General features: G+C 69.0%; 22 protein-coding genes. 7 read left to right on the forward strand and 15 right to left on the reverse strand.

Annotated elements, in window-relative coordinates; all coding sequences use genetic code 11:
* Nucleotides 1-40: 40 nt before the first annotated feature.
* The gene (locus tag ACAM52_RS21265) at nucleotides 41-3,214 is read right to left on the reverse strand and encodes a type VI secretion system Vgr family protein (protein ID WP_369644546.1); all 3,174 of its coding nucleotides are present in this window, start codon (nucleotides 3,212-3,214) and stop codon (nucleotides 41-43) included.
* A 123-nt stretch (nucleotides 3,215-3,337) separates the two neighbouring features.
* Nucleotides 3,338-4,225, reverse strand: a complete 888-nt coding sequence (locus tag ACAM52_RS21270; protein WP_369644547.1) for a LysR family transcriptional regulator — start codon at nucleotides 4,223-4,225, stop codon at nucleotides 3,338-3,340.
* A gap of 64 nt (nucleotides 4,226-4,289) precedes the next feature.
* Between ACAM52_RS21270 and ACAM52_RS21275 the strand changes: the two genes are divergently transcribed.
* From ACAM52_RS21275 to ACAM52_RS21295, 5 genes are all read left to right on the forward strand, one after another.
* Nucleotides 4,290-4,946 carry a DUF6306 domain-containing protein gene (locus tag ACAM52_RS21275; RefSeq protein ID WP_369644548.1) on the forward strand — a complete coding sequence of 219 codons (657 nt, stop codon included), beginning with the start codon at nucleotides 4,290-4,292 and terminating at the stop codon, nucleotides 4,944-4,946.
* Nucleotides 4,943-5,647, forward strand: coding sequence for a CBS domain-containing protein (locus ACAM52_RS21280; RefSeq protein WP_369644549.1), 705 nt, complete (start codon nucleotides 4,943-4,945; stop codon nucleotides 5,645-5,647). The genes ACAM52_RS21275 and ACAM52_RS21280 overlap by 4 nt, the downstream gene beginning before the upstream one ends.
* 70 nt (nucleotides 5,648-5,717) lie before the next feature.
* Nucleotides 5,718-6,410, forward strand: coding sequence for an RNA polymerase sigma factor (locus ACAM52_RS21285; protein WP_369644550.1), 693 nt, complete (start codon nucleotides 5,718-5,720; stop codon nucleotides 6,408-6,410).
* Nucleotides 6,411-6,448: 38 nt separating this feature from the next.
* Nucleotides 6,449-7,018, forward strand: coding sequence for a ferritin-like domain-containing protein (locus tag ACAM52_RS21290; protein ID WP_369644551.1), 570 nt, complete (start codon nucleotides 6,449-6,451; stop codon nucleotides 7,016-7,018).
* Nucleotides 7,019-7,047: 29 nt separating this feature from the next.
* On the forward strand, nucleotides 7,048-7,422 hold the full coding sequence (locus tag ACAM52_RS21295; RefSeq protein ID WP_369647758.1) for a cytochrome c family protein: 375 nt from the start codon (nucleotides 7,048-7,050) through the stop codon (nucleotides 7,420-7,422).
* On the opposite strand, the gene ACAM52_RS21300 is transcribed toward ACAM52_RS21295, so the two are convergent.
* Together ACAM52_RS21300 and ACAM52_RS21305 are read right to left on the reverse strand one after the other, a co-directional pair.
* A complete protein-coding gene (locus ACAM52_RS21300) occupies nucleotides 7,409-8,731 on the reverse strand; it encodes an aminotransferase class V-fold PLP-dependent enzyme (RefSeq protein ID WP_369644552.1) in 1,323 nt (440 codons plus the stop codon). The two genes, ACAM52_RS21295 and ACAM52_RS21300, sit on opposite strands and share 14 nt — an antisense overlap.
* A 4-nt stretch (nucleotides 8,732-8,735) precedes the next feature.
* Nucleotides 8,736-9,638: an amino acid ABC transporter substrate-binding protein gene (locus tag ACAM52_RS21305; protein WP_369644553.1), complete on the reverse strand. Its 903-nt coding sequence runs from the start codon at nucleotides 9,636-9,638 to the stop codon at nucleotides 8,736-8,738.
* 133 nt (nucleotides 9,639-9,771) lie between these two features.
* Here ACAM52_RS21305 and ACAM52_RS21310 point away from each other — a divergent pair, with 133 nt between their 5' ends.
* On the forward strand, nucleotides 9,772-10,698 hold the full coding sequence (locus tag ACAM52_RS21310) for a LysR family transcriptional regulator (RefSeq protein ID WP_062481847.1): 927 nt from the start codon (nucleotides 9,772-9,774) through the stop codon (nucleotides 10,696-10,698).
* A gap of 130 nt (nucleotides 10,699-10,828) precedes the next feature.
* Here ACAM52_RS21310 and ACAM52_RS21315 read toward each other — a convergent pair whose 3' ends face one another.
* From ACAM52_RS21315 to ACAM52_RS21355, 9 genes are all read right to left on the reverse strand, one after another.
* A complete protein-coding gene (locus ACAM52_RS21315) occupies nucleotides 10,829-12,298 on the reverse strand; it encodes an amidohydrolase family protein (RefSeq protein ID WP_369644554.1) in 1,470 nt (489 codons plus the stop codon).
* On the reverse strand, nucleotides 12,295-13,212 hold the full coding sequence (locus ACAM52_RS21320; protein ID WP_159279704.1) for a MurR/RpiR family transcriptional regulator: 918 nt from the start codon (nucleotides 13,210-13,212) through the stop codon (nucleotides 12,295-12,297). Before ACAM52_RS21320 ends, ACAM52_RS21315 begins: the two co-directional genes overlap by 4 nt.
* A gap of 11 nt (nucleotides 13,213-13,223) precedes the next feature.
* Complete coding sequence (locus ACAM52_RS21325; protein ID WP_369644555.1) at nucleotides 13,224-14,531, reverse strand: amino acid deaminase; 1,308 nt, start codon at nucleotides 14,529-14,531, stop codon at nucleotides 13,224-13,226.
* Complete coding sequence (locus ACAM52_RS21330) at nucleotides 14,528-15,523, reverse strand: ABC transporter ATP-binding protein (protein ID WP_369644556.1); 996 nt, start codon at nucleotides 15,521-15,523, stop codon at nucleotides 14,528-14,530. Before ACAM52_RS21330 ends, ACAM52_RS21325 begins: the two co-directional genes overlap by 4 nt.
* Nucleotides 15,520-16,557, reverse strand: a complete 1,038-nt coding sequence (locus ACAM52_RS21335; protein WP_369644557.1) for an ABC transporter ATP-binding protein — start codon at nucleotides 16,555-16,557, stop codon at nucleotides 15,520-15,522. The genes ACAM52_RS21330 and ACAM52_RS21335 overlap by 4 nt, the downstream gene beginning before the upstream one ends.
* Complete coding sequence (locus ACAM52_RS21340) at nucleotides 16,557-17,396, reverse strand: ABC transporter permease (protein WP_095951032.1); 840 nt, start codon at nucleotides 17,394-17,396, stop codon at nucleotides 16,557-16,559. Before ACAM52_RS21340 ends, ACAM52_RS21335 begins: the two co-directional genes overlap by 1 nt.
* Nucleotides 17,397-17,399: 3 nt before the next feature.
* Nucleotides 17,400-18,356, reverse strand: a complete 957-nt coding sequence (locus ACAM52_RS21345) for an ABC transporter permease (RefSeq protein WP_369644558.1) — start codon at nucleotides 18,354-18,356, stop codon at nucleotides 17,400-17,402.
* Nucleotides 18,353-19,549, reverse strand: a complete 1,197-nt coding sequence (locus tag ACAM52_RS21350) for a lactonase family protein (protein ID WP_369644559.1) — start codon at nucleotides 19,547-19,549, stop codon at nucleotides 18,353-18,355. The genes ACAM52_RS21345 and ACAM52_RS21350 overlap by 4 nt, the downstream gene beginning before the upstream one ends.
* Nucleotides 19,550-19,640: 91 nt before the next feature.
* Nucleotides 19,641-21,215 carry an ABC transporter substrate-binding protein gene (locus tag ACAM52_RS21355; RefSeq protein ID WP_369644560.1) on the reverse strand — a complete coding sequence of 525 codons (1,575 nt, stop codon included), beginning with the start codon at nucleotides 21,213-21,215 and terminating at the stop codon, nucleotides 19,641-19,643.
* 193 nt (nucleotides 21,216-21,408) lie between these two features.
* On the opposite strand from ACAM52_RS21355, the gene ACAM52_RS21360 reads away from it, so the two are divergent.
* Nucleotides 21,409-21,798: a RidA family protein gene (locus ACAM52_RS21360; protein ID WP_062473709.1), complete on the forward strand. Its 390-nt coding sequence runs from the start codon at nucleotides 21,409-21,411 to the stop codon at nucleotides 21,796-21,798.
* Here the strand turns inward: ACAM52_RS21360 and ACAM52_RS21365 are convergent, their stop codons facing one another.
* Both ACAM52_RS21365 and ACAM52_RS21370 read right to left on the reverse strand, forming a co-directional pair.
* Complete coding sequence (locus ACAM52_RS21365; protein WP_369644561.1) at nucleotides 21,799-22,419, reverse strand: ATP-dependent Clp protease proteolytic subunit; 621 nt, start codon at nucleotides 22,417-22,419, stop codon at nucleotides 21,799-21,801.
* A gap of 107 nt (nucleotides 22,420-22,526) precedes the next feature.
* Nucleotides 22,527-23,159 (reverse strand): sigma-70 family RNA polymerase sigma factor, encoded by a 633-nt coding sequence (locus ACAM52_RS21370; protein ID WP_095743844.1) that lies wholly within the window; start codon nucleotides 23,157-23,159, stop codon nucleotides 22,527-22,529.
* Between the last annotated feature and the right edge of the window lie 18 nt (nucleotides 23,160-23,177).

Below are 23,177 nucleotides of genomic sequence, written 5' to 3' on the forward strand. Positions count from 1 at the left end.
GGGGATGTCGTCGGCGCCTGCGTATCCAATTTCTGTGAAGTCATGTGCGGTCGTGCAAGAGTTCGATCACCACGTTCTGGATGCTGTCGGACTTGGCAAACTCCGTTTCACCCTTGTCATTGCTGACGCCTTCGATCGTGCGGCCGTCGTCCATGGTGATCCGGTACTTCTGATGCGGGATGGGCTGGTTGTCGGTCGCGCGGCGAATGACGTACTTGCGCTGAAACGGCGCAGCCTCGGGGTTCGTGGGAAGGGTGTACTGGAGGCTCGTCGGCCCGGCCAACTTCCGCTGCACCGAGTGATAAGTGATCTTCCCCGGACACTCGAACGTGATGTCCCCACCTTGCAGCGTGATCGACGCGCCCTGCGCCGTCGAGATGCGGATCTTCTTCTTGGCCGCGAACTCCACCGTCTGGTCGGTGCTGGCGATCTTCAGGGCCTCCTTGGCCTGCACGCGCAACTCGTCGTGCTGCGCCTGGAAGTCCAGGTCGTCGTTGCCCGCGATGATCGACAGGCCTGTGTCGGCATCCGCCTTCTGCGCCCCGGCCAGCACGCCGATGGCCTGGCCGCTGTGCACGCGCAGCACGTCGGCCAGCGCCAGGTTGATGTCGCCGCCGCTGGCCAGCGTGGCGGTCTCGCCGCTGACGACCTGCAGCTGCTGGCCCGCCACCATCGCCAGGCCGCCGCGTGCGGCTAGCGCGATCACGGCGTCGCTCGTGTGCGGCACCTTGCCTTCGCCGGTGGCGATGGCCTTGTCTGCCGCATCTGCGTAGGCAGTGTCGAGCGCATCGGCCGTCACCATGCCGCTGGCGGTGCGCTCCATGGCGGCGTACGGGGCGCGTTCCTTGTCGAGCTGCGATTCGTTGGCCTTGCTGGCACCGATGTGCCCGGCCAGCTGCACGGTCTCGTGGGTCCTGGCCGCATCGCTCAGGGCCTGGCCCAGCTGCTGCACCTGCTTGAGCAGCGCCATGCCGGCGGCGAAGTCGCCCACGGGCTCCAGCTTCTGGCCGCCTGCGCCGTGGTAAGTGCTCAGCAAGACGCCCTTGCCGCCGCGCAGGGCGGCATAGCCGTCGGTGCGCAGCTCCAGGCCCTGGCCTCGGAAGCTGCCGCGGAAGTTGTCGGCCTGGTGGATCAGGTGGCCCAGGTTCAGTTGGCTGTGGGCGGTGCTGGCGTGCAGCTGCACACGCAGCTGCTGGTTCGAATCGTCGAACACCAATTGGCTGAAGCCCTCGCCGCCGAACTCCTTGGTCTTGAAGCCGCTCAGGGCCGCTGCATTGCGGTGGCCCTTGTCGTCGGCGCTGGCGCCGTGCCAGGGCGGGGCGTGGCCTGCCGCGAGGTTGGCTTGGGCGCTGGGCGAGGCGTTGTTCGCTTGGGCGAAGACGTCATTGGTATCGTTGCTGCCCTGTTCGCTGTTCTCACCGGCGCGCGATGCGCCACCGGGTGTGGGGGCGATGCCGCCGTCGCCGCGGCCGTTGTACAGCGCGCCGACGATGACGGGCTGGTCCACATCCAGGTCGACGAACTTGACCAGCACTTCCTGCCCGATGCGCGGCAGCCACTGCCAGCCCATGCCGGGGCCGGCCTGGCGCTGGGCCACGCGGATCCAGCGGGTGCTACGGTTGTCCTGGGCGTTGTCGCCGTTGCTGTTGTCGCTGGCGTTGTTCTGCCAGTGGAAGCGCACGCGCACGTCGCCACGGTCGTTGCAGTAGAGCTCGTCGGCGCCGTTGGGCGAGGTCTCGCCCGAGGGCCCGACCACGATGGCGCTGTGCACGCCGCTGGCCGTGGGCCTGGCGTGCAGGCGGGCACCGTCGGCCGCGGCCAGTGCCGGGCGCCAGGGGCGTGGGGCGTGCACGCCGGAGAAGCTGTTGGCGTAGCCCTGGGCTTGCGCGGTGACCAGGCTCTGGGGCTGCGGGTAGATGGTGTTGTCGTTGTTCGTGCCCGTTGCTGCAGACACCAGCCCGAACACGTCGGCTTCGGCCGTCACGGGGGCGCAGGGCTGGTCGAACACGAGGTGCTCCGTCAGCGCGCCCAGCTGCGCCGCAATCGACGCCGCCGTGTCCTTGGGCAGATTGTTGATGCCCACATGTTCGACGGTGTCCAGCAGCAGCGCGGGCCTGGCCTGCAAGCCCAGCGCGGGCGCGTCGTCGATCTCAATGCGGGTGCCCGCGCGCAGGGTGCGCACGGTGCTGTGGCCCAGCATCAGGTCGGCGCGGCATTCGGCCGCTTCCATCATCAATGCCGCGTAGCGCTCGACGGTGCGGTTGGTGTCCCAGCCGCGGCTGCGGTCGTTCAGGCCGAGCACGTCGTCGTACTCCAGCCGCGGGGCGTTCTTGCCGCCGACCGGAAAGCGCGCCGGGGCGCTGCCTGTCAGTTGGCGCTTGCCGTCGACGTTCCAGGCGCTCAGGTGCACCTGGGCCACCGACTGGCGCATGCGCCGCACCAGCGCCTGCACGGCGTCGCTGCGTTCCTGCGAACTCTTGCGGTGAAAGCGAACGGGCGAGCCCGCATCGGTGGGCTGGGTGTCGTTCGAAGAAAAGATGATGAGCTTGTGGCCTGTCGGGGCCTGGGCGTCTTCCTCGATGCGCCAGGCCAGGCCTTCTTCGGCCAGCAGGCGCGAGAAGAAGTCGTAGTCGCTCTCTCGGTACTGGGTGCAGTAGGTGCGAACAGGCGCGTCGGCGAGGAAGCTGTTCACTTCGGAAGAGAAGGCCCAACTGCCGGCGTCGGCGTACGGGGCGAGCACGCGTTCGATGATGTCTGCCGCGCTGCGCTGCTGGAAGACCTGGCTGCGCCCTTGCTGGGTGGCCAGCCAGAGCCAGGGCACGAGCGTGAGGCGGTAGCGCGCCAGGCCGCCGTCGGCGCCCAGCGATTCGACGGCGCGGATCAGGCCGGTGCGTCGGCCCATGGAGCCATCGGCCAGCACCGTGACCAACGTCAGGGGCTGGTCGATCAGCGATGAAAGCGCCAAGTCCGCACGCAGGCTCAGGCACACGATGCGCAACTCGAACAGCTGCGACACCGCCTCGCGCTGCACCCAGCCCTCCACGCGCAAGGCCTCGATGCTCTCGCGGGCGGCACTGTTGGAGGACGACGAAGCACTCGGCGCTTCGAGGCGATACAGCCGCGCCGTCTGGCTCAGCTCGGCCCACAGGGCGCTGCGGTCAGCGGAAGGTGACGACGAACGTGTGCGCACAGGCACGCTGCCGTGGTTGGACATGAAACTCCCCGAACTTATTTTTCTTCCCCGCGTTGCGCGGGGTGGCATGCGTCCGATTGTCGGAGTCTCGGCGGCCCGAGCGTAAGTACCTGAAAGTAGCACCCGGCGATGCAGGACGGCGCCTCAGTCCGGCAAATGCACGCCGCTGTCCCGGCGCCCTTCTTCCTCTGCCGCGACCAGCCGCAGCCCGGCGCGCACGCGCGCCAGCGTCTCGTTCTCGCGCTGCGGCGCATACACGGCGTGCGCCGAATGCGAGAACTCCGGCGCGCCCTCCACCAGCCGCAGCCGGCCGTCGGCCAGGAAGGGCCGCGCGACGCCGATGCGGAAGTAGCCCGCGCCGCCCACGGCAAGCAGGTAGGTGAGCGCCAGCGGCCCGAGCGAGATCGACACCGGCGCGTGGGCCAGCTCCGGAAACGCGGCCTCGTGGTTGGCCGCGAAGGCCGGGCCCCAGTCGACCGACACGTAGCGCATTCGGTCGAGCCGGCCTTCGGGGTCGGTGGTGACCATCACCAGCCGCTCCTCGGCCAGCAGCTCGGCCACGAGGCCGGGGCGCTGCGGCGGGTTGTAGAGCACGGCCAGGTCGAGCGCGCCGCCCTGCACGGCGTCGAGCAGGCGCTGCGCGCTGTCGACCTCGGCGCGCAGCGCGATCTCGGGGCAGACGCGGTGCATCCAGATCAGCCAGTCGGCCAGCAGCGGATGCCACAGGCTGGGCTCGCTGCCCACGCTCACGCCCTCCTCGATCCCCGGCGGCAGCGCGACATGCTGGCGCGCGCGCTCCCACACCTGCACCAGCGTGGTCGCGTGGGCCACGAAGCGCTCGCCCGACGCGGTGAGCCGCGCGCCGGCCTTGTTGCGCACGAACAGGCGCCGCCCGAGCTGGTCCTCGAGCAGGCGGATGCGGGCGCTGACGGCGGTCTGCGTCAGGTGCAGCCGCTCGGCCGCGGCCACGAAGCTGCCGGTGGCCGCGACTTCGAGAAAGGTCCGGGCGAGGCCGATGTCCATCGGATTCATATTAGTTTTTTTGCACTCATTTGCAATGAACATTCATTGGCTTGGGGAGAAGCATCGGTTCACCATGAGCGCACGACTTCAGGAGCCCTTCCCCATGCGTCCCTTGCCGCCCATGCCCCACGCCGCCCCGCCCGACGATGCCGCTGCGCCCTTCGTCGACACGCCCGCCGCGCTGCGCGCGCAGGGGCTGCGTTTTCCCGAGCGCGTGGAGGTGTCCTCGCCGGTCTGCTACGCCGACGAGCTCGACGCGGCCTACCGCGAAGCCGGCGACCGCGACGACCTGCTGGCCGCGCTGAACGAACTGCTCGAAGCCGAGCGCGCCGGTGCGCGCATCACGCTGCGCAGCGCCGCCGAGACCGACGACCCCGCGCTGCAGCGCCTGGTGACCGACATCCATCGCGACGAGGTGCGCTGGTGCGGCGTGCTGATCGACGCGATCCAGTCGCTGGCCGCCACGCCCAGCACGCGCACCGGCGCCTTCTACGAGCGCGCGATGGCGGTGCCGGAACTGGGCGCGCGCCTGGCGCTGCTCAACCGCGGCCAGGGCTGGGTGGTGCGCAAGCTGCAGGCGCTGCTGCCGCGCATCGTCGACGCGCACATCCACGGCGAGCTGACGGCCATGCTGGTGTCGCACCGGCAGAACATCGCGCGCGTCGATGCGCAGCAGGCACCCCAGGCATCACAGGCCCCACGCGGGCCGCAGGAAGGAGCTTCATCATGAATGCACAGGACGTCATGACCTCGCCGGTCTTCACCGTCGCGCCGGACACGCCGGTGCGCGACATCAGCGCGCTGCTGCTGGCGCGCCACATCAGCGGCGTGCCGGTGCTCGACCAAGGCGAGGTGGTCGGCATCGTCAGCAAGTCCGACCTGCTGCACCGCTACGAGGCCGAGCCCGGCGGCGCGCCGCCGCACCCGTGGTGGCAACGCTGGGTGCAGCGCACCGCACCGCCGCGCGACTACGTGCGCGCGCACGCCCTGCGCGCGGCCGACCTCATGACGCGCGAGCCGGTGTCGATCGCCGAAGACCTCTCGCTGGCCCGCGTCGCGCAGCTGCTGACCGCCTACCGCATCCAGCGCCTGCCGGTGGTGCGCGGGCGCCGGCTGGTGGGCATCGTGACGAGCGGCGACCTGGTCAAGGCGCTGCTGCGGCAGGCCGAGGCCGAGGCCGACACCGCGAGCGCCGATGCGTGCGACGACGCGCAGATCCTGGCGCGCCTCGTGGCCGAACTGGAACGGCAGACCTGGTGGAGCCGCGCGTGGTCGCATGTGTCGGTGGACAACGGCATCGTGATGTACCACGGCATGGTCGGCAACGAAGCCGAGCGCGACGCGGCGCGCGTGGCGGCCGAGGGCATCGCGGGCGTGCGCGGCGTGGTCGACGAGCGGCTGTGCACGATCGAATGGCAGACGATGGTCTGAGAAGCAAAAAAAAGAAAGTTGCAACACGGCGCGGGGGTGCGCCATCCAATGGGCAGAAGGAACTCACCGCATGCCGCCCACCGCCCTGCCCCTGACTGCCGATGCCGACGCGAACGCGTCCGACGCCGAACTGGCCGCACGCGCCGCGCAGGGCGACACGCAGGCCTTCGCGCGCATCATGCGGCGCCACAACCAGCTGCTGTTTCGCACCGCGCGCAGCATCCTGCACAGCGACGCCGACACCGAAGACGCATTGCAGGACGCCTACCTGCGCGCCTGGCGCGCCATCGGCGGCTTTCGCGACGAAGCGAAGCTCTCGACCTGGCTGGTGCGTATCGTCATCAACGAGGCGCTGGGCCGCCTGCGCCGCCGCGGCGCGCAGGTGATTCCGTTCGACGGCGGCGCGACGGCAGGGGACGACGACGCCCCCGACACGCAGCTCGCCGACGACCCCGACCGCCAACCGGAGCGCCTCGCCATGCGGGAAGACCTTCGCCGACTCATGGAGCGCCGCATCGACCGGCTGCCCGACGCCTACCGCACCGTGTTCGTGCTGCGCGCGGTGCAGGAACTCAGCGTCGGCGAAACCGCCGAGGCGCTGCAGTTGCCCGAGGCCACGGTGCGGCTGCGCTTCTTCCGCGCCCGCAGCCTGTTGCGCGAAAGCCTGTCGCGCGACATCGACCTGGCGACGGGCGACGCCTTCGCGTTCGACGGCACGCGCTGCGACCGCATCGTGGCACGCGTGCTGGCGGCGCTGCCCTGATGCTTTCCCACAACCACCACCCCCGAGGAGACCTCACCATGTCCTTTTTCCTGATGCCCACCCCGGCCGCCGCGCGGCGTGCCTTTCTCGGCCACTCCGGCCTGATGCTGTCGGGCGCCGCCGTGGCGCTGCTGGCGGGGCGCGACGCGCTCGCCGCCAGGAGCGGCGGCGCCACCGGCAACGACGTGCAGATCCTCAACACCGCGCTCGGCGCCGAGCTCGAGGCCATCGCGGCCTACCAGCTCGGTGCGGAAAGCAAGCTGCTCGAGAAGCCCGTGCTCGACCTCGCCGTGACCTTCCAGGGCCACCACAAGGAGCATGCGGACCTGCTGGCCAAGACCATCGCCAAGCTCGGCGGCAAGGCCGTCGCAGCCAAGGCGCGCTATGACTTCCCGGTGGAGCAGCTCAAGTCGCAGGCCGACGTGCTGCGCTTCGCGGCGAAGCTCGAGCAAGGCGCCGTGAGCGCCTACCTGGGCGCGGTGCCGCTGTTCGGCAACCGCGAGCTGTCGAAGGCCGCGGCCAGCATCCTCGGCGACGAGGCGATGCACTGGGCCGTGCTGCGCCAGGCGCTCGGCGAGGCGCCGGTGCCTTCGGCGTTCGTGTCGTGAGCCGTGCGGCGCGCGGGCTCGCTGCGAGCCTGCTGGCCGCATGGGCCTGTGCGGCTGCCGCAACGCCCGATGCGGTGCGCGGCGAACAGGTCTACGCGCGCTGCCAGGCCTGCCACGCGCTGGCCGCCGACCGGGTCGGTCCGCGCCACTGTGGCCTGTTCGGCCGACTCGCCGGCAGCGTGCCGGGCTTCGCGTACTCGGAGGCGATGAAGAAGTCGCGCATCGTGTGGAACGACAAGACGCTCGACCGCTTCCTCAGTGCCCCGCTCGCGATGGTGCCGGGCAGCAGCATGACCTACGACGGCGTGCCCGACCCGCGAGAGCGCGCCGACCTGCTCGCCTACCTGCGGCAGGCGAACGACACGCCGGCCTGCGCGGCGCTGGCGCGGCCTACGCCGCGTTGACCGCGGGCGAGGCGGAGGCGAAGGCGCCCGCGATCTCGCGCGTCACGCGCAGGAAGGCCTCCATCTCACCCACCGTGTGGCAGTGCAGCGGCGACACGCGCACGGTGCCTTCGAGCCCGAAGGATTCGAGCATCCGCTTCGAGTAGATGCTGCTGGCCACGCGTTCGTACACGGTGACGCCGCGCTGGCCGTACTCGACCACGGCCTGCGTGCAATCAAGGCCGTCGAAGCCGATACCCAGGATCAGGTCGCGCTGCGTCAAGTCTTCATGGTCGAGGAACACCTGCACGCCGTCGAGCGCGCGCAGGCCCGGCGTCTGCGCGGTGCCGTCGAGCAGCGTCGCCAGCAGCGCGCGCTCGTGCAGCTCGATGCGCTCGATGCCCGCCACGAAGCGCGCCCGGCGGTCGGTCGCATCGGTGAAGTGGCCGCCGAGCCAGCCCACGTAGTCGACGATTTCGGTGAGCACCGCGAACTGCCACGGCGCTGAACTGCCCAGCTCCCAGTGGCCGGGCTTCTTGCCGGCCAGCTTGTGGTGCGGCAATGCAGCCGCGCGCTCCGACATCCACGAGAAGCCCGAGCCGCGGCAGCCGAAGAACTTGTAGGGCGCGAGGTTGATGCCGTCCACCGGCGTCTGCTGCAGGTCGATGACGCCGTGCGGCGCGTGCTGCACGGCATCGACGAGGATGTACAGGTCGGGCTTGATCTCGCGCGCGCGCCGCACGATGGCCGCCATGTCGAGCTTGGCGCCCGAGATGTTCGACGCATGGATCACGTTGAGCACGCACGTGTGCTCGTCGATCAGCCCCACGATGGCGTCCACGTCGACACCGCCGGTGACGGGGTTGCTCTTCGCCACGCGCAGCTCGCGCCCGAGCCGTTCGGCATACAGGCGCATGGCATCGAAGGCCGACGGGTGCTCGAGCGCGGTCGTGACCATGTTCGTGCCCGGCACGTTCTCGGCCACCGCGCGCACCATGTCGAACATCGCGCCCGAGGCGGTGAGCGAGGGGTACACGCTGCCGCCGGTGGCGTTGAGGATGGTGCGCAGGTCGTCGGCGCCGCGCGCCTGCATCGCCTGTAGCTCGACGGCGGTGGCGTGGATGCGCTCGGCGTTGTCGGGAATGGCGTCGACCAGCGCGAAGCGCTCGACCGCAGCCTTGAGTCGGAACGAGCCGCCGGCGTTGTCGAAGTACAGGCGCTCGCGGCCGTGGTGGTCGCGTTCGATGCCCAGGAAGCGCTCGCGCACCTGGCGCATCAGCGCATCGGAAAGGAGCTCGCCTTTCGGCAGGTCCGCGCGTGTGGTTGCCATGGTGTCAGACGCCCTTGTTGTTGGGGTTCTTGTAGATCTCGCGCACCGCGTCCGTCATCGGGAAGTTGAGGTTCGCGTTGCGCGGCGGAATCGGCGAGAGGAACCACTTGGTGTACAGCTGCTCGATGGCGCCCGACTTCATGAGGCCGTTGACGGTCTCGTCGACCAGCGCCTTGAACTCGGGGTCGTCCTTGCGCAGCATGATGCCGTAGGGCTCCTGGCGCAGCGACTCCTTGAGGATCTTGTAGTCGCCCGGGTTGGTGGAACTGGCGATCATGCCGGCCAGCTGCACGTCGTCGAGCACGTAGGCATCGGCGCGCCCTGTGGACAGCAGCAGGAAGCCGTCGGAGGTGTCCTTGCCCGCGATCTCGTTCACCTCGATGGTGCCGCTCTTGCGCGCGCCGCGCAGCAGCTGGATCGAGGTGCTGCCAGAGACGGTGGCCACGTTCTTGCCGTTGAGGTCGGGCAGCGCGTTGATGCCCGAGTTCTTCTTCACGGCGGCCGTGATGTTGGTGACGAAGTGGCTCGGCGCGAAGTCGACCTGCGCCTGGCGCTGCGTGGTGTTGGTGGTGGTCGCGCAGTCCAGATCCACGGTGCCGTTCTGCAGCAGCGGGATGCGGTTGGTCGAGTTGAGCATGGTGTAGCGCACCTCGATCTTCGGTAGGCCCAGCTTGGCCTTCACGGCGTCGACGATCTTCAGGCAGATGTCGTTGGTGAAGCCGATGGGCGCGCTGTCGGCGCTGAGCTTGTACGAGAACGGGATCTGGCTGTCGCGCGCGCCGATCTGGATCGTGCCGCTGTCCTTGATCTTGCGCAGCGTGCCGGTGTCCTGCGCGCTGGCGGCGCCGCAGGCGAAGACGAGGGCGAGTGCCAATGCGAAAGGTGCGAGAGGCAGTTTGAAGTCCATGGTGTGTTCCTTGGGTTGCAATGACGTTGGCCTGGCGCGCATCTTCTGCGTCCCGATGAATTTCTAAAAGCGATTTTTTGTGATCGAATCGCATGAAGAAAAGCGTTCTTTCTTTCAGGACCCGCCCGCCGTGATGACCTTCAAGCAACTCGAAGCCCTCTACTGGATCGCCCGGCTGGGCGGCTTCGCGCAGGCGGCCAACCAGCTGCACACCTCGCAGTCGGCCATTTCCAAGCGCGTGCACGAGCTGGAGCAGCTGTTCGACACCGAACTCTTCGACCGCAGCCAGCGCACGGCGCGTCTCACCGAAAAAGGCGAGGAGATGTTCGTGCTCGCCAGGAAGCTGCTCGACCAACGCGACGCCGCCGTCGAGCAGTTCGGCAAGCCCGGCGTGGTGGAGCGGCGCATCCGCCTGGGCGTGACCGAGCTCACCGCCATGACGTGGCTGCCGCGCCTGGTCGGCCTGATCCAGCAGCACTACCCCAAGGTGATCCTCGAACCCGACGTGGACGACAGCCTGCAGCTGCGCGACAAGCTCCTGGCCGACGAGCTCGACGTGGTCATCGTGCCCCACACCTTCGCCGACTCGCGCATGCAGAGCAAGGTCATCGGCCGGGTGAAGAGCGCGTGGATGTGCAAGCCCGGCGTGATTCCCTCGACCGCGGCCACCGGCACCGTGCGCCTGCACGACCTGGCGCGCCACCGCATGCTGGTGCAGGGCAACAACTCGGGCACCGGCCGCGCCTACGACGCCTGGATGAAGGACCAGGGCGTGCAGCCCGCCAACGCGATCGTGGTGAGCAACCTCGTGGCGCTCACGGGCCTCACCGTGTCGGGCCTGGGCGTGAGCTACCTGCCGCGCGAATGCCTCGCGCCGCTGGTCGACGCCGGCATGCTCGAGGTGCTCGACGTGACGCCCGCGCTGCCCGTGGTGCGCTACGTGGCCATGCACAAGGGCGAGCACCGCAGCGCGCTCACCTCGTCGATCGTGATGCTGGCGCAGGCCTGCTGCGACTTCACGCGCATGTTTCAGGCGCAGCCGGAGGAAGAAGCCTCGTAGGGTTCGCACGCTGCGCCCGACGGGCCCAGGCCACCGGGTGCTTCCCGCAGCGAAATCAAGGAGGAGGCCGCAGGCCGGGGGACATTCGCGGAGGGAAGTACCCGGTGGCCTGGGCCCGCGCCCCGAATGCTCAGCGCCCGCGCGTCAACATCCGCCCCGCGCGCGCCAGCACCTTCGCTTCGCCCTCGCCACCGCGGTAGGCCAGCACGCCGTTCACGAACACGCGCTCGACGCCGACGCTCACGCCGTGCGGCTTGTCGTAGGTCGCGGTGTCGGTGATGGTCTCGGGGTCGAACACCACCACGTCGGCCATGGTGCCGACGCGCAGCAGGCCGCGATCGGCGATGCGCAGGTTGCGCGCCGTCATGCCCGTCATCTTGTGCACCGCCTGCTCCAGCGTGAAGAGCTTGCGCTGGCGCCAGTAGCGCGCGAACACGCGCGGGAACGCGCCCCACAGGCGCGGGTGCGGATGGCGGTCGTGCGGCAGGCCGTCGCTGCCGATCATGGTGAGCGGGTGCGCAATGACGCGCTCCACGTCTTCTTCCTGCATCTGGAAATAGCAGGCGCCGCCGGGCTTCAGCCGCAGACAGGCCTCCTGCTCGGTGGTGCCCCATTCGCGCGCGATGTCGGAGATCAGGCGGCCGGTCATCTCGGGGTGCGGGTCGGACCAGGTCAGCAGCACGTCGATGACGCCGTCGACCAGGTCTTCGCGCAGCACGGTGGAGCCGGCCACGTAGGGGTAGACGTCCATCGCGATCTCCTGGCGCTGCGACAGCGCCTCGATCAGCGGCAGCGTCTCCTTCGTGCGGCCCCAGTTCGCGGGACCGGCGCACTTGTGGTGCGAGATGACCAGCGGCACGCCCGCGCTGAAGGCCGTGTCGCCGGCCTCGTGCAGCGCCTCGATGATCTGCTGCATCTCGCTGCGCAGGTGCGTGGCGTACACGCCGCCGTGGCGTGCCACGACGCGCGCGAGCGCGGTGACTTCCTCGGCCGGCGCGGCAAAGGCCTCTTCGTAGAACAGGCCCGACGACATGCCGTGCGCGCCTGCGGCCATGCAGTCGTCGAGCAGCGCTTCCATGCGCGCGAGTTCGTCGCCATCGGCGGGCCGGTCCAGCGCCTGCATCGCCGCGAAGCGCAGCGTAGTGTGGCCCACGAGGGCTGCCACGTTGAGTGCCGGTTGAACCGCATCGACCGCCGCGCGGTACTCGGCCATGGTCGCGTGCTTGAAGGAATCCGCGCCCAGCAGCGTGAGCGGCGGCTTCGACTGTGGTGTGCGGTACGGCGCCAGCGAGATGCCGCAGTTGCCCGTGACCACGGTGGTGATGCCCTGCGACACCTTGGGCAGGCACAGCGGATCGCGCAGCACGATGGCGTCGTCGTGCGTGTGGGCGTCGATGAAGCCGGGCGCGATCACCTTGCCTCGGCAATCGACCACGTCGACGTCCGCGATGTTCAACCCTGCAGGCAGGCGCGTGCGCAGGCCTTCGCCCAGCGCCAGGATGCGGTCGCCCTGCAACAGCACGTCGCCGGGCCACGAAGGGCCGCCCGAGCCGTCGACCACGAGGCCGGCTTCGAGCAGCACGGCTTGGGTGTCGCTCATGGTTCGCTGTCTCCCTTTTTCGTGTTGATGCCGCCGCCGTCCCAGCTTTGCAGCGGGTGCGTGGTGGCGTCGATGCCGTGGCGCTGGAAAGCCTCGCGCGCGCGCTGCAGGCGCTGCACGGCGGGCTCGCCGCGGCGCTGCGCCACCAGCACGGTAAGGATCTCGATGACCGTGAGGTGCGTGAGGTAGGCGTCTATGCCCACGTGCATCACGGCGTCGTCGGGCACCGACAGGCCGATGAGGAAGTCGGCCTTTGCCGCGAGCGCCGTGCCCGGCCGCGTGATCGCGACCACCTGGGCGCCCTGCCCGCGCGCGATGTCGACCGCGTCGAGCAGCGAGGGCATGCCGCCCACGTGCGAGATGGCGATGACCACGCCGCCCGGGCGCTGCGCCGCGCCGGCCACCTGCTGCAGGTGGTAGTCGGCCCAGGCGTTGGCCGAGAGGCCGAGGCGGAACAACCGCGCCTGCAGGTCGTTCGCCATGAACCACGAGGTGGCACCCGCGCCGTACAGGTCGACGTGCGGCGCGGCCGCGATGGCGCGCACGGCGCCGTCGAGCACCTGCATGTCGAGCTGGCCGCGCACGCCCGAGACCGAGGCCGCGGCGCTGCGTGCGATCTTGCCGACCACTTCGTCGGCCGCGTCTTCGATGTTGACGCGGCGGTGCAGCGGCGAACCGCCGAGCGCCAGCTCCTGCGCGAGCGCGAGCTTGAACTCGCGCAGCCCGGCAAAGCCGAGGTCGCGGCAGGTGCGCATGATGGTGGGCACCGAGCTGCGCGAGCGCTCGGCCAGCTGCTCGAAGCTCTCTTCGAGCGCGCGGTCGGGGTCTTCGAGGATCAGGTCGAGGATCGCGCGCCGCGTGGCCGGCGCGTCGCTGCGCGCCTCGGCGATCCTCTGGAGCAATGAGGGCGTCATCGGTGCGTTGTTCAGAAGTGCATGGCGACGGCGTCGCTCACGCGGTAGTCGTTCTCGACCACGGGCATCCAGTGCCATTTGTCGAAGGTAGTGCAGGGGTGCGAGATGCCCAGGCCCACGCGGTCGCCGACCTTCGGTGCATCGGCCTCTTCGCTCTCGTCCCAGCGCAGGTAGGCGTGCTGGTCGTTCAGCGCGGTGATCTTCCAGCCGGCGGGCACGCCCTGCGGCTGCAACGCGCCGCGTGCGGCGCGTGCGATCGGCACGGGCATCGACAGGTCGAAGGAGATGTCGCGCTTGCCCACCGACAGGATCGCCAGCCCCGGCTCGGGCCGCGACTGCACGTTGGCCCAGACCTCCATCGCCGGCGTCAGGCCCTCGCCGCAGTCGCAGCCCAGGCGCTCGTCGACCACGCTCACCATGCGCTTGTAGAAGCCGTGGTCGTGCGTCACGTAGCAGCCCGAGCGCAGCAGGCCGCGCACCGGTGAACCCAATGCAGGCTTGAGCCGCCCCGCCACCAGATCGAAGATGGCCGAGCCACCGGCCGAGACCAGCACCTCGTCGGTCTCGAAGAGCTGCTGCGTGTCGCAGTGGCGGGCCACGGCTTCCACACGGTCCATCAGCGTGGTGGCGTAGGCCGTGTCGGGCCCGCTTTCGCCGGTGGCGCCCTGCCCTTCATAGGTCTCGATGCCCACGAGCTTGGCCGCATCGCTGGCGCGCACCCGCGTGGCGAGCGCAATGGCTTCGTCGTGCGTACGGCAGCCGGTGCGCGCCCCCTGCACGCCGATCTCGAGCATGACCTCGAAGGGCACGCTGGCGGGATGGCGCTTCGACCAGTCTTCGATCAGCGCCAGCTGCGCGATCGAATCGACCAGGAACACGACACGCAGGTCCGCATGGTCGGCCAGCAGCAGCTGGATGCCCGCGAGGTCTTCGTCGCTCACGACCTGGTTGGCGATCAGCGTGCGGCGTGCGCCGGCGGCCACGCCCACGGCCAGTTGCGTGACGGTGGCAAAGGTCAGGCCCCAGGCGCCGGCATCGAGCTGGCGCTGGAACAGCTGCGGCGACATGGTGGTCTTGCCGTGCGGTGCGAGGTCGATGCCCCATTCGCGCACGCGCGACTGCATCCACGCGAGGTTGTGTTCGAGCGCCTCGCGCTTGAGCACGGCCAGCGGCAGCGGCAGGTCGCCGGCCAGCACGTTCCAGCCGGCGGCGCCGACTTCGCTGCGCAGGCGCGGCGGCTGGGTGCGCGGGTAGCCCTTGAAACGGTCGCTCAGCAGCGGGTCGATGAAATCGTGTGTCGAGGAAGAAATGTCGGTCATGGTCGTGCAACGGCGGTGTTGGAGAGCAGTTCTTTGCGGATGCAGGCGCTGTAGTGTGCGGGGGAAATCTCATCCAGGCTGGGTACCGTCTGCGCACAGGCCTCGATGGCGTGCGGGCAGCGCGTGCGGAACACACAGCCCGAGGGCGGCGAAATCGGGCTGGGAATGTCGCCTTTCAGTGCGATGCGCTCGGTCGCCATCTCGGGGTCAGGCTTCGGGCTCGCGGCCAGCAGCGCCTGGGTGTAGGGGTGCGAGGGGTTCGCGAACAGCTCCTCGGTGGTGGCCACTTCCATCACCTTGCCCAGGTACAACACCACCACGCGGTCGCACAGGTACTCGACCACATCGAGGTCGTGCGAGATGAAGAGCATGGTCAGCCCCAGGCGCTCGCGCAGATCGGCCAACAGGTTGATGACCTGCGATTGAATCGACACGTCGAGCGCCGACAGCGGCTCGTCGGCCACGATGAACTCGGGCTCCACGGCCAGCGCGCGCGCCACGCCGATGCGCTGGCGCTGGCCGCCCGAGAACTCGTGCGGGAAGCGGCTGGCGTGTTCAGGACGCAGGCCCACCGTCTCCAGCAGCTCGGCAATGCGCTTGTCGCGTGCCGCCGCGCCCTTGTGCAGGCCGTGCGTGGACAGCGCCTCGCCCAGGATGGCGCTGATGCGCATCTTCGGGTTCAGGCTGGCGTACGGGTCCTGGAAGATGATCTGCAGCTTGCTGCGCAGCTTGCGCATGCGCTCGCCCGAGAGGCCGCCGATGTCGTCGCCCCGGTACAGCACCTGGCCCTCGGTGCGCTCGACCAGCCGCAGCACGGTGCGCCCGATGGTGCTCTTGCCCGAGCCCGATTCGCCGACCAGGCCCAGCGTCTCGCCGGGGTGGATGGCGAAGGACACGTCGTCGACTGCGCGCACGGGGCGGTCGCTGCTGCCGAAGTACTTCTTGAGGCCGCGGACTTCGATAAGGGGAGAGGAAGAAGAAACAGCGGTCATGCGACCCTCGCGAGTTGGGCATCGGGCTGCACGCGCACGCAGCGCGCCTGGCGGTCTTGCCGGATGTCGATCAGCGGCGGCATCGCGTCCTTGCAGCTCGCCAGCGCCTGGTCGCAGCGCGGCTCGAAGGCACAGCCGGGTGGCGGCGCCAGCGGGCTCGACACCTGCCCGCGAATCGCGAACAGCCGCTTGGGCTTGGGCTGGCCGGGCTGGCGCGCCTTGCCCGGCAGGCAGGCCAGCAGGCCCTGCGTGTACGGATGCTCGGGCTGAGCGAACAGCGGGCGCACGGGCGCGCGCTCGACCACGCGGCCCGAGTACATGACCACCACGTCGTCGGCATGGTGCGCGACCACGCCCAGGTTGTGCGTGATGAACAGGATGCTCATGCCTGTCTCGGCCTGCAGCCGGCGCATCAGCTCCAGGATCTGCGCCTGGATGGTCACGTCCAGCGCCGTGGTGGGCTCGTCGGCGATCAGCAGCGTCGGATCGCAGGCCATGGCCAGCGCGATCATCACGCGCTGGCGCATGCCGCCCGACAGCTGGTGCGGGTACTCGTGGATGCGTTGGGCAGCCGCGGGAATCTCGACCAGCTCCAGCATGCGCAGCGCATGGGCCAGCGCGGCTTTGCGATCGAGCCCCTTGTGCAGGCGCACGCTCTCGGCAATCTGCTCGCCGATGGTGAACACCGGGTTCAGGCTGGTCATCGGCTCCTGGAAGATCATCGACAGCTGGTTGCCGCGCAGCGAGCGCATCTCGCGTTCGCCGATCTGCAGCAGGTCGAGCGTCTTGCCTTCGCGGGTGACGAACGAGGCGCTGCCGCTGACCTGTGCGTTGGCGGTCTTGGGCAGCAGGCGCATCAGCGTGAGGCTGGTGACCGACTTGCCCGAGCCCGATTCGCCCACGAGCGCGGTGGTCTTGCCGGGTTGAATGGCAAAGCTCACGTCGGCCACCGAGCGGATCAATCCGTCTTCAGTGGGGAAGCTGGTGCTCAGGTTGGTGACCGTGAGGCGTGGGGTGTTCGTGGCGTTGTTCATCACGAGGTCTTCTTGAGCTTCGGGTCGAGCAGGTCGCGCACACCGTCGCCCAGCAGTTGCAGCGACAGCGCCGTGAAGATGATCGCCAGGCCCGGGAACAGCACGACCCAGAAGGCCTGGTGCGCGTACTGCTGGCTGCCGGCGACCATGGTGCCCCAGGTGGGGATCTCGGGCGGCACGCCGACACCGAGGAACGACAGGCCCGCTTCGGCCAGGATCGCGTAGGCGAAGATGAACGACACCTGCACCAGGATCGGCGACATCAGGTTCGGCAGGATGTGGCGCCACAGGATGCGCGAGGTGCGCACGCCCAAAGCGCGCACGGCTTCGACGAAGAGCAGCTCGCGCACGACCAAGGTCGAAGCCCGCACCACCCGCGCCACGCGCGGCGTGTAGACCAGCACCAGCGCGAGCACGGTGTTCATCAGCGACGGCCCGAGGATGGCCACCAGCGCGATGGCCAGCAGGATGTCGGGGAAGGACATCATGGCGTCGACCACGCGCATCAGCGGTGCGTCGAGCCTACGGAAGAAGCCCGCCATCAAACCCAGCACCGTGCCGGCGATGACCGCGCCCAGCGCCGTGAGCGCCGCGATGGCCAGCGAGTAGCGTGCGCCGTGCACGATGCGCGAATACATGTCGCGCCCGAGTTCGTCGGTGCCCAGCAGGTGTTCGGCGCTGGGCGCCTTCAGGCGCTGCAAAACAGCCGTGTCGTTGGGGTCGGCCGACGCGAACAGCGGCGCACCGACAGCGAGCACGGCAATCACCAGCAGAACCAGGGCAGAGACCATCACGATGCGGCGGTGCATCAGCTGGCGGAGCATTCGAGGCATGCGCATCGTTCAGACCTTCACGCGCGGATCGACCACCGCATACAGCAGGTCGATCGAGAAATTGATGAGCACGTAGATCGCGGCGATCACGAGCAGCGCCCCCTGGATGACGGGGTAGTCGCGCCGCAGCACGGCGTTGACCACGAGGTTGCCCACGCCGGGCAGGCCGAACACGGTCTCGGTGATGACGGCGCCACCGATCATGAGTGCGACCGTGAGGCCGATCACGGTGACGATGGGCACCAAGGCATTGCGCAGCGCGTGCTTGAGCACGACGACCTTCTCGCTCAGGCCCTTGGAACGCGCGGTGCGCACGTAGTCCTCGCCCAGCACGTCGAGCATCGAGGCGCGCGTGAAACGGATGATGAGCGCGGAGTTCAAGAGGCCCAGCACGGTGGCCGGCAGCACCAGCGCATGCAGCCGTTCGGCAAACGGCGCATCGGGCGCGCCATAGCCCGACACCGGGAACCAGCCGAAGGACACCGCGAAGATCTGGATCAGCACGATGCCCAGCCAGAAGCTGGGGATGCTGGCGCCCAGCATTGCGATGCCGGTGAAGAACTGGTCGACCGCGCGCCCGCGGAACACGGCCGAGACGATGCCGCAGGGCACGCCGATGAGCGCCGCGATGGCCACGGCCAGCAGCGCCAGCAAGGTGGTGGGCTCGGCGCGCTCCCACAGTGCCTGCGTGACCGGGCGCTGCAGGAAGATCGAGGTGCCCAGGTTGCCCTGCAGCACTTCGCGCAGCCAGTAGCCGAACTGCACGGGCAGGGGTTTATCGAGGCCGTACTCCTTCTGCACGCGGGCGATGTCGGCAGCGGTGGCCTGGTCGCCCAGCAGCACGGAGATGGGGTCGCCCGAGGCGGCGCGCGTGAGCACGAAGACCAGCACAGCCACCAGCGCGAGCACGATGAGCATGCCGCCCGCGCGCGAGGCGATGTAGCGAAGCGATGCGCTCTTGATCATGACGAGAACTCGATGGCGGCGGCGCTGCCGACGGCCACGTACTGGCCGGTGAACTGAACGTCGCCGTTCTTCTTCACGCGGAAGATGGTCACGTTGTCGCCCTGCTTGTTGTGGCACACGTAGAGAAAGCGCCCGCTCGGCTCGAGCGTGCAGCTGCGCGGGTAGTTGCCGCGTGTCCACTCCTCGCGCACGAGCGTGGGTGCGCCGGTGCGCGCATCGACCTTGAAGATCGAGATCGAATCGTGCAGCCGGTTGAGCGACACGAAGTGCGTGCCGCCCGGCAGCATGCGGATGCCCGAGGCGTAGCTGGTGCCCTTGAAGCCGGCGGGCAGCGCCGAGGTTTCGCTCACCAGCGTGAGCACGCCGGTGGCGCCGTCGTAGCGCAGGAAGGCGATGGTCGAGGCCTCTTCATTCACGAGGTAGACCCACTTGCCGTTGGGGTGGAAGGCGAAGTGGCGCGCGCCCGAGCTTTCGGACACGGCCACCGTGCTCGGCTGGCTCAGCACGCCGGTGGCGCGGTCGAAGCGGTACGAGATGACGCGGTCCAGCCCCAGGTCGGCCACGAGCACGAAGTTGCCGGCCGGGTCGGCCTGCACCATGTGGGCGTGCGGGCCATCGTGGTCGCTGGTGGCAAAGCCTTCGTGCGAACGCGCGGCCAGCGGCACCACGTCGGCACCGGGCTTGCAGGGCGTGGCGGCGCCGCAGGCCGCGACGTCCTTGTAGACGACGGCGGCGCGGTCGGTGTCGAAGGTTCCGTCGGCGCGCAATGCGATCACGCTGACGTCGCCACTGGCGTAGTTGGCGGTGAACACGAAGCGGCCATCGGGGTGCACGCTCAGGTGCGCCGGGTCCTTGCCGCCGCAGGGCATCTCGGCCACGAACGACAGCGCGCCGTTCGCGCCGATGCGGAAGGCCGAGACGGAGCCGGCTTCGAATTCGTTGGCCGCGTAGAGCATCGGCAGCGTCGGGTGACGCGCGAGCGAGGCGGGGTTGCGCAGCTTGGCATCGCTGCCCGCGCTCGCCACAGCGGGCGGTGCACCGGGGATGGGCTTGAGGGCACCGGTCGCGCCGTCCATCACGAACTGGTGCACGCCCAGGCCGCGCCCGCCGCGCCACGGCTTGCCGCCGTCGCTGTAGGTGCCGACGTAGGCGTACACGGGGCCCGAAGTGGTGGCTTGAGCGGGAGTGGCCATGGATGGTTTGAGTCCGAGGGCGCCGAGGCCGGAGGCCAGTGCGCTGACTTGCAGAAGTTGACGACGCGACGGCATGGCGGTGCTTGCGGCCTTACTTGATCTTCGCGTTCCAGAAGAACGGCCAGGTCGCGGGCTGGTAGTTGTCCAGCGCCGGGCTCTTGGCCGAGAGGCCGTTGAACTTGCCGACGTTGATGTAGGGCACTTCGTCGTACACCACCTGCTGCACCTTGCCCCACAGCGCGCCGCGCTTGGCCGGGTCGCTCTCGGTGTTGAAGGCGCTGAGTGCGGCCTTCTTGGCGGGCGAATCCCACCAGCCGGGCGCGCCGTCGCCCAGTTGCGGCGGCGAGAGCATGGGCTCGGGGAACTGGCCCGAGTGGGTCACGTAGATGTCCCACAGCTTCGGGTCGTTGCGGCGTTGCACCAGCGTGGCCCAGTCGACCACGTTGAGGTCGACCTTGAAGCCAGCGCGCTTGAGCTGCTCGGCCATCAAGAGCGACATGTTGTAGTGAAAGTCGTACTGGCGGCTGGTGAGCACGCGGATCGGCTCGCCCTTGTAGCCGGCCTTGGCGGCGGCGTCCTTCGCCTTGGTGGCGTTGCGCTGGTTGTAGTGGTCGGCGCCGGCCGCCGAGTAGAACGGCGAGCCCTTGGGGAAGTGGTTGGCCTCGGCCACGAAGAAGCGCGTGTCGCCGAAGCCGGCCGCGAGCATCTCGCCCTGGCCCAGCGCGGTCTGCACGGCCTGGCGCACCGCCGGGTTGGCGGCCACGCCTTCCTTGGTATTGAGCACGAGGTAGGGGAAGCCGAACGACGGCGTCATGATCGGCAGCGTCTTGCCGCCGGCCTTCTCCAGGCGCGGCAGCGCTTCCACCGGCAGCAGGTCGGCAAAGTCGTACTGGCCGGCCAGCGCGCCCTCGACGCGCGTGCTGGCGTTGGGCACGGGCACGAAGCGCAGCTCTTCGATGGCCGCTTCGCGCTTGCCGCCGTAGCCGCTCGCAGGCTCCTTGCGCGCGGCGTACTTGTCGAAGCGAGTGAGCAGCACGAACTGGTCGGGGCGGCGCTCCTTGAACTTGTAGGGACCGGTGCCGACGAAGTCTTTCAGCGGCGAAGCGATCGAGTCCTTGGCCATGATGGCCGCCATGCCGCTGGGCAGCGCGAGCTGCGACAGCAGCGGCGCATACGGCGCCTTCAGCACGATCTCCACGCCCAGCGGGCCCTTGGCCTTGAGGCTCTCGATTTCCTTGCCCACGGCCTTGCCGCGCGGCGACTGGTCCATCCAGCGCTGCAGACTGGCGACCACGTCGTCGGCCGTGAGATCGCGCCCGTTGTGCAGCGCCACGCCCTTGCGCAGCGTGATGGCGTAGGTCTTGCCGTCGGCCGAGATCTTGGGCATGCCCTCGGCCAGCATCGGCACCACGCTCCACTTGGCGTCGAAGGTGTAGAGCGTCTCGTACACGTGCTGCATGATGGTTCCGACCAGGTCGGCCGTGGAGGCCATCGGGTCGAGCGTCTGCGGCTCGGCCACCATCGCCAGCGTGGCGAAGTTGCGCGGGCCCTGCGCGTGGGCGCTGGGGTGAGGCAGTGCGGCACACAGCATCGCGAGCAGGGAAGCTCCCAGCAGGCTGCGCTTCGACAGGCGGGGCAGGCGCTGGACAAGACCGGCGTGAGACATGGAGAACTCCTTCATGGGGCGGACTGATTTATGAAAGAAATTTTCTTTCTAGACCGAACTCTGAAGCAGATTTCATGCCAAATCATCCGTGTTAACCCTTGTTAAGGGGTTATTCTGAAAAAGTCTTTCAAATCAGACGGATACTGCGGCCCTCACCCGCCCCACTCAACCCCTCTCACTCACAGGAGTTCCCATGCCCCTCGAATACCTCGGCGCCCCGCCCATCGCTTCCGACCGCCAGGCCCGCCCCTTCTCGCCCGCCGTGCGCGCGGGCGATTTCGTCTACGTGTCGGGGCAGGTGCCCGCCAACGCGCAGGGCGAGATCGTGGCCGGCGGCATCGAGGTGCAGACGCGCCAGGTGATGGAGAACCTGAAGACCGTGCTCGCGCTGGCCGGCGCCACGCTCGACGACGTGTGCAAGAGCACCGTCTGGCTGCACGACGCGCGCGACTTTGGTGCCTTCAACCGCGTCTACATGAGCTACTTCGGTGAAAACAAGCCGGCGCGCTCGACCACCGAGGCGCGCCTCATGGTCGATGCGAAGGTCGAGATCGACGTCGTCGCCTACAAGCCCAAGGCCTGATCAGGCGGGTCGCAACTCGGTCTTGCGCTGAATGATGCGTGAGACCAGCCCGTATTCCACGGCCTCCGTGGCCGACAGCCAGCGGTCGCGCTCGATGTCGGCCAGCACCACGTCGATGGGCTTGCCGGTTTCGCGCGCGATCTCGTGCGCGATGCGCTGGCGCGCCTTGATGATTTCCTGTGCCTGGATCGCGATGTCGGTCGCCTGGCCGCCCGCGCCGCCGCTGGGCTGGTGGATCAGGAAGCGCGTGTTGGGCAGGCACACGCGGCGCTCGCGCGGCGCCGCGAGAAACAGGTGCGTGGCGGCGCTGCCCACCCAGCCGGTGCCGATCATGTGCACCGGCGCGCTGATGAAACGCACCACGTCGTGGATCGCGTCGCCCGATTCCAGGTGCCCGCCGGGCGAGCTCACGAGGATGTCGATGGGTTTGTCGCCGCTGTCGGCATCGAGCGCGATGAGCCGGCGCGTGACGTCGGCGGCCACGCTGTCGGTGATGCTGCCGAAGATCAGCAGCGTGCGCGACTTGAACGCCTTTTCCTCGAGGTAGGAATTGCGCGGCTCGGCCGTGGCCGCGGGCGGGGTGTCGTCGTCGGTTTCCAGTGTTGAAAACATGGGCTGCATGAAGAAAGCTCCTGTGGTTGAACTGTCTTGACGAACAAGCCCACAGTTTCGTGACATTGCGCCTGCCGTGGCAAGCAGCACCGTGGTGCCATGGTGCCACGTGCCGCTCAGGCGGCCATCCGGGGCGACACCACGGCCCTTCGGGGTGTACCGACGCCGACCAGCACCGGGCGGCCCGTCATCGCGCCGCAATGGTCCAGCGCCTGGCGCAGGACGGTATCCACGTTGCGCAGCGACAGCCCGTAATGGGAAGCCACCTCCTGGCGTGTCTTTTCCTCGATGCGCAAGGCCTCGAGCACCGCCCGGTGACGCCGCGGCAGGCCCTGCATCGCGCGGTCGACCGAACCGACTTCGGCGCGCACTTCGGCCATGTCCTCGGGCCCGGGCGCATGGTCGATGGCCGACTCGACGGCGGTGTGCGGGTCGTCCACATAGCGCCATGCCCCCTCGCTGCGCAACCGGTCCATGGCCAGGTTGCAGGCCACGCGATAGACGTAGGCGTTGGGGTTCTCCACGGGCGCACCCACCCGCAGGTGGCCCAGCCGCAGCCAGGCGTCGTGCAGGCATTCGCTGGCCATCTCGGCGCACCCGAGATGGCGGGTCAGCTTGCGCCGCAACCCTTCGTAGTTGGCGCAGAGAAAAACCTGCAGCGCCAGGCGACGCTGCGCTTCGTCCCGCAGCGCATCGGCCGCCTCGTCGCGCGCCGGTGCTTCCTGTTCGCAAAGGACACTGGGTGCCATGACATGCCGCTCCTGCCC

This window comes from Variovorax sp. V118 (assembly GCF_041154445.1).
Lineage (GTDB): Bacteria > Pseudomonadota > Gammaproteobacteria > Burkholderiales > Burkholderiaceae_C > Variovorax > Variovorax boronicumulans.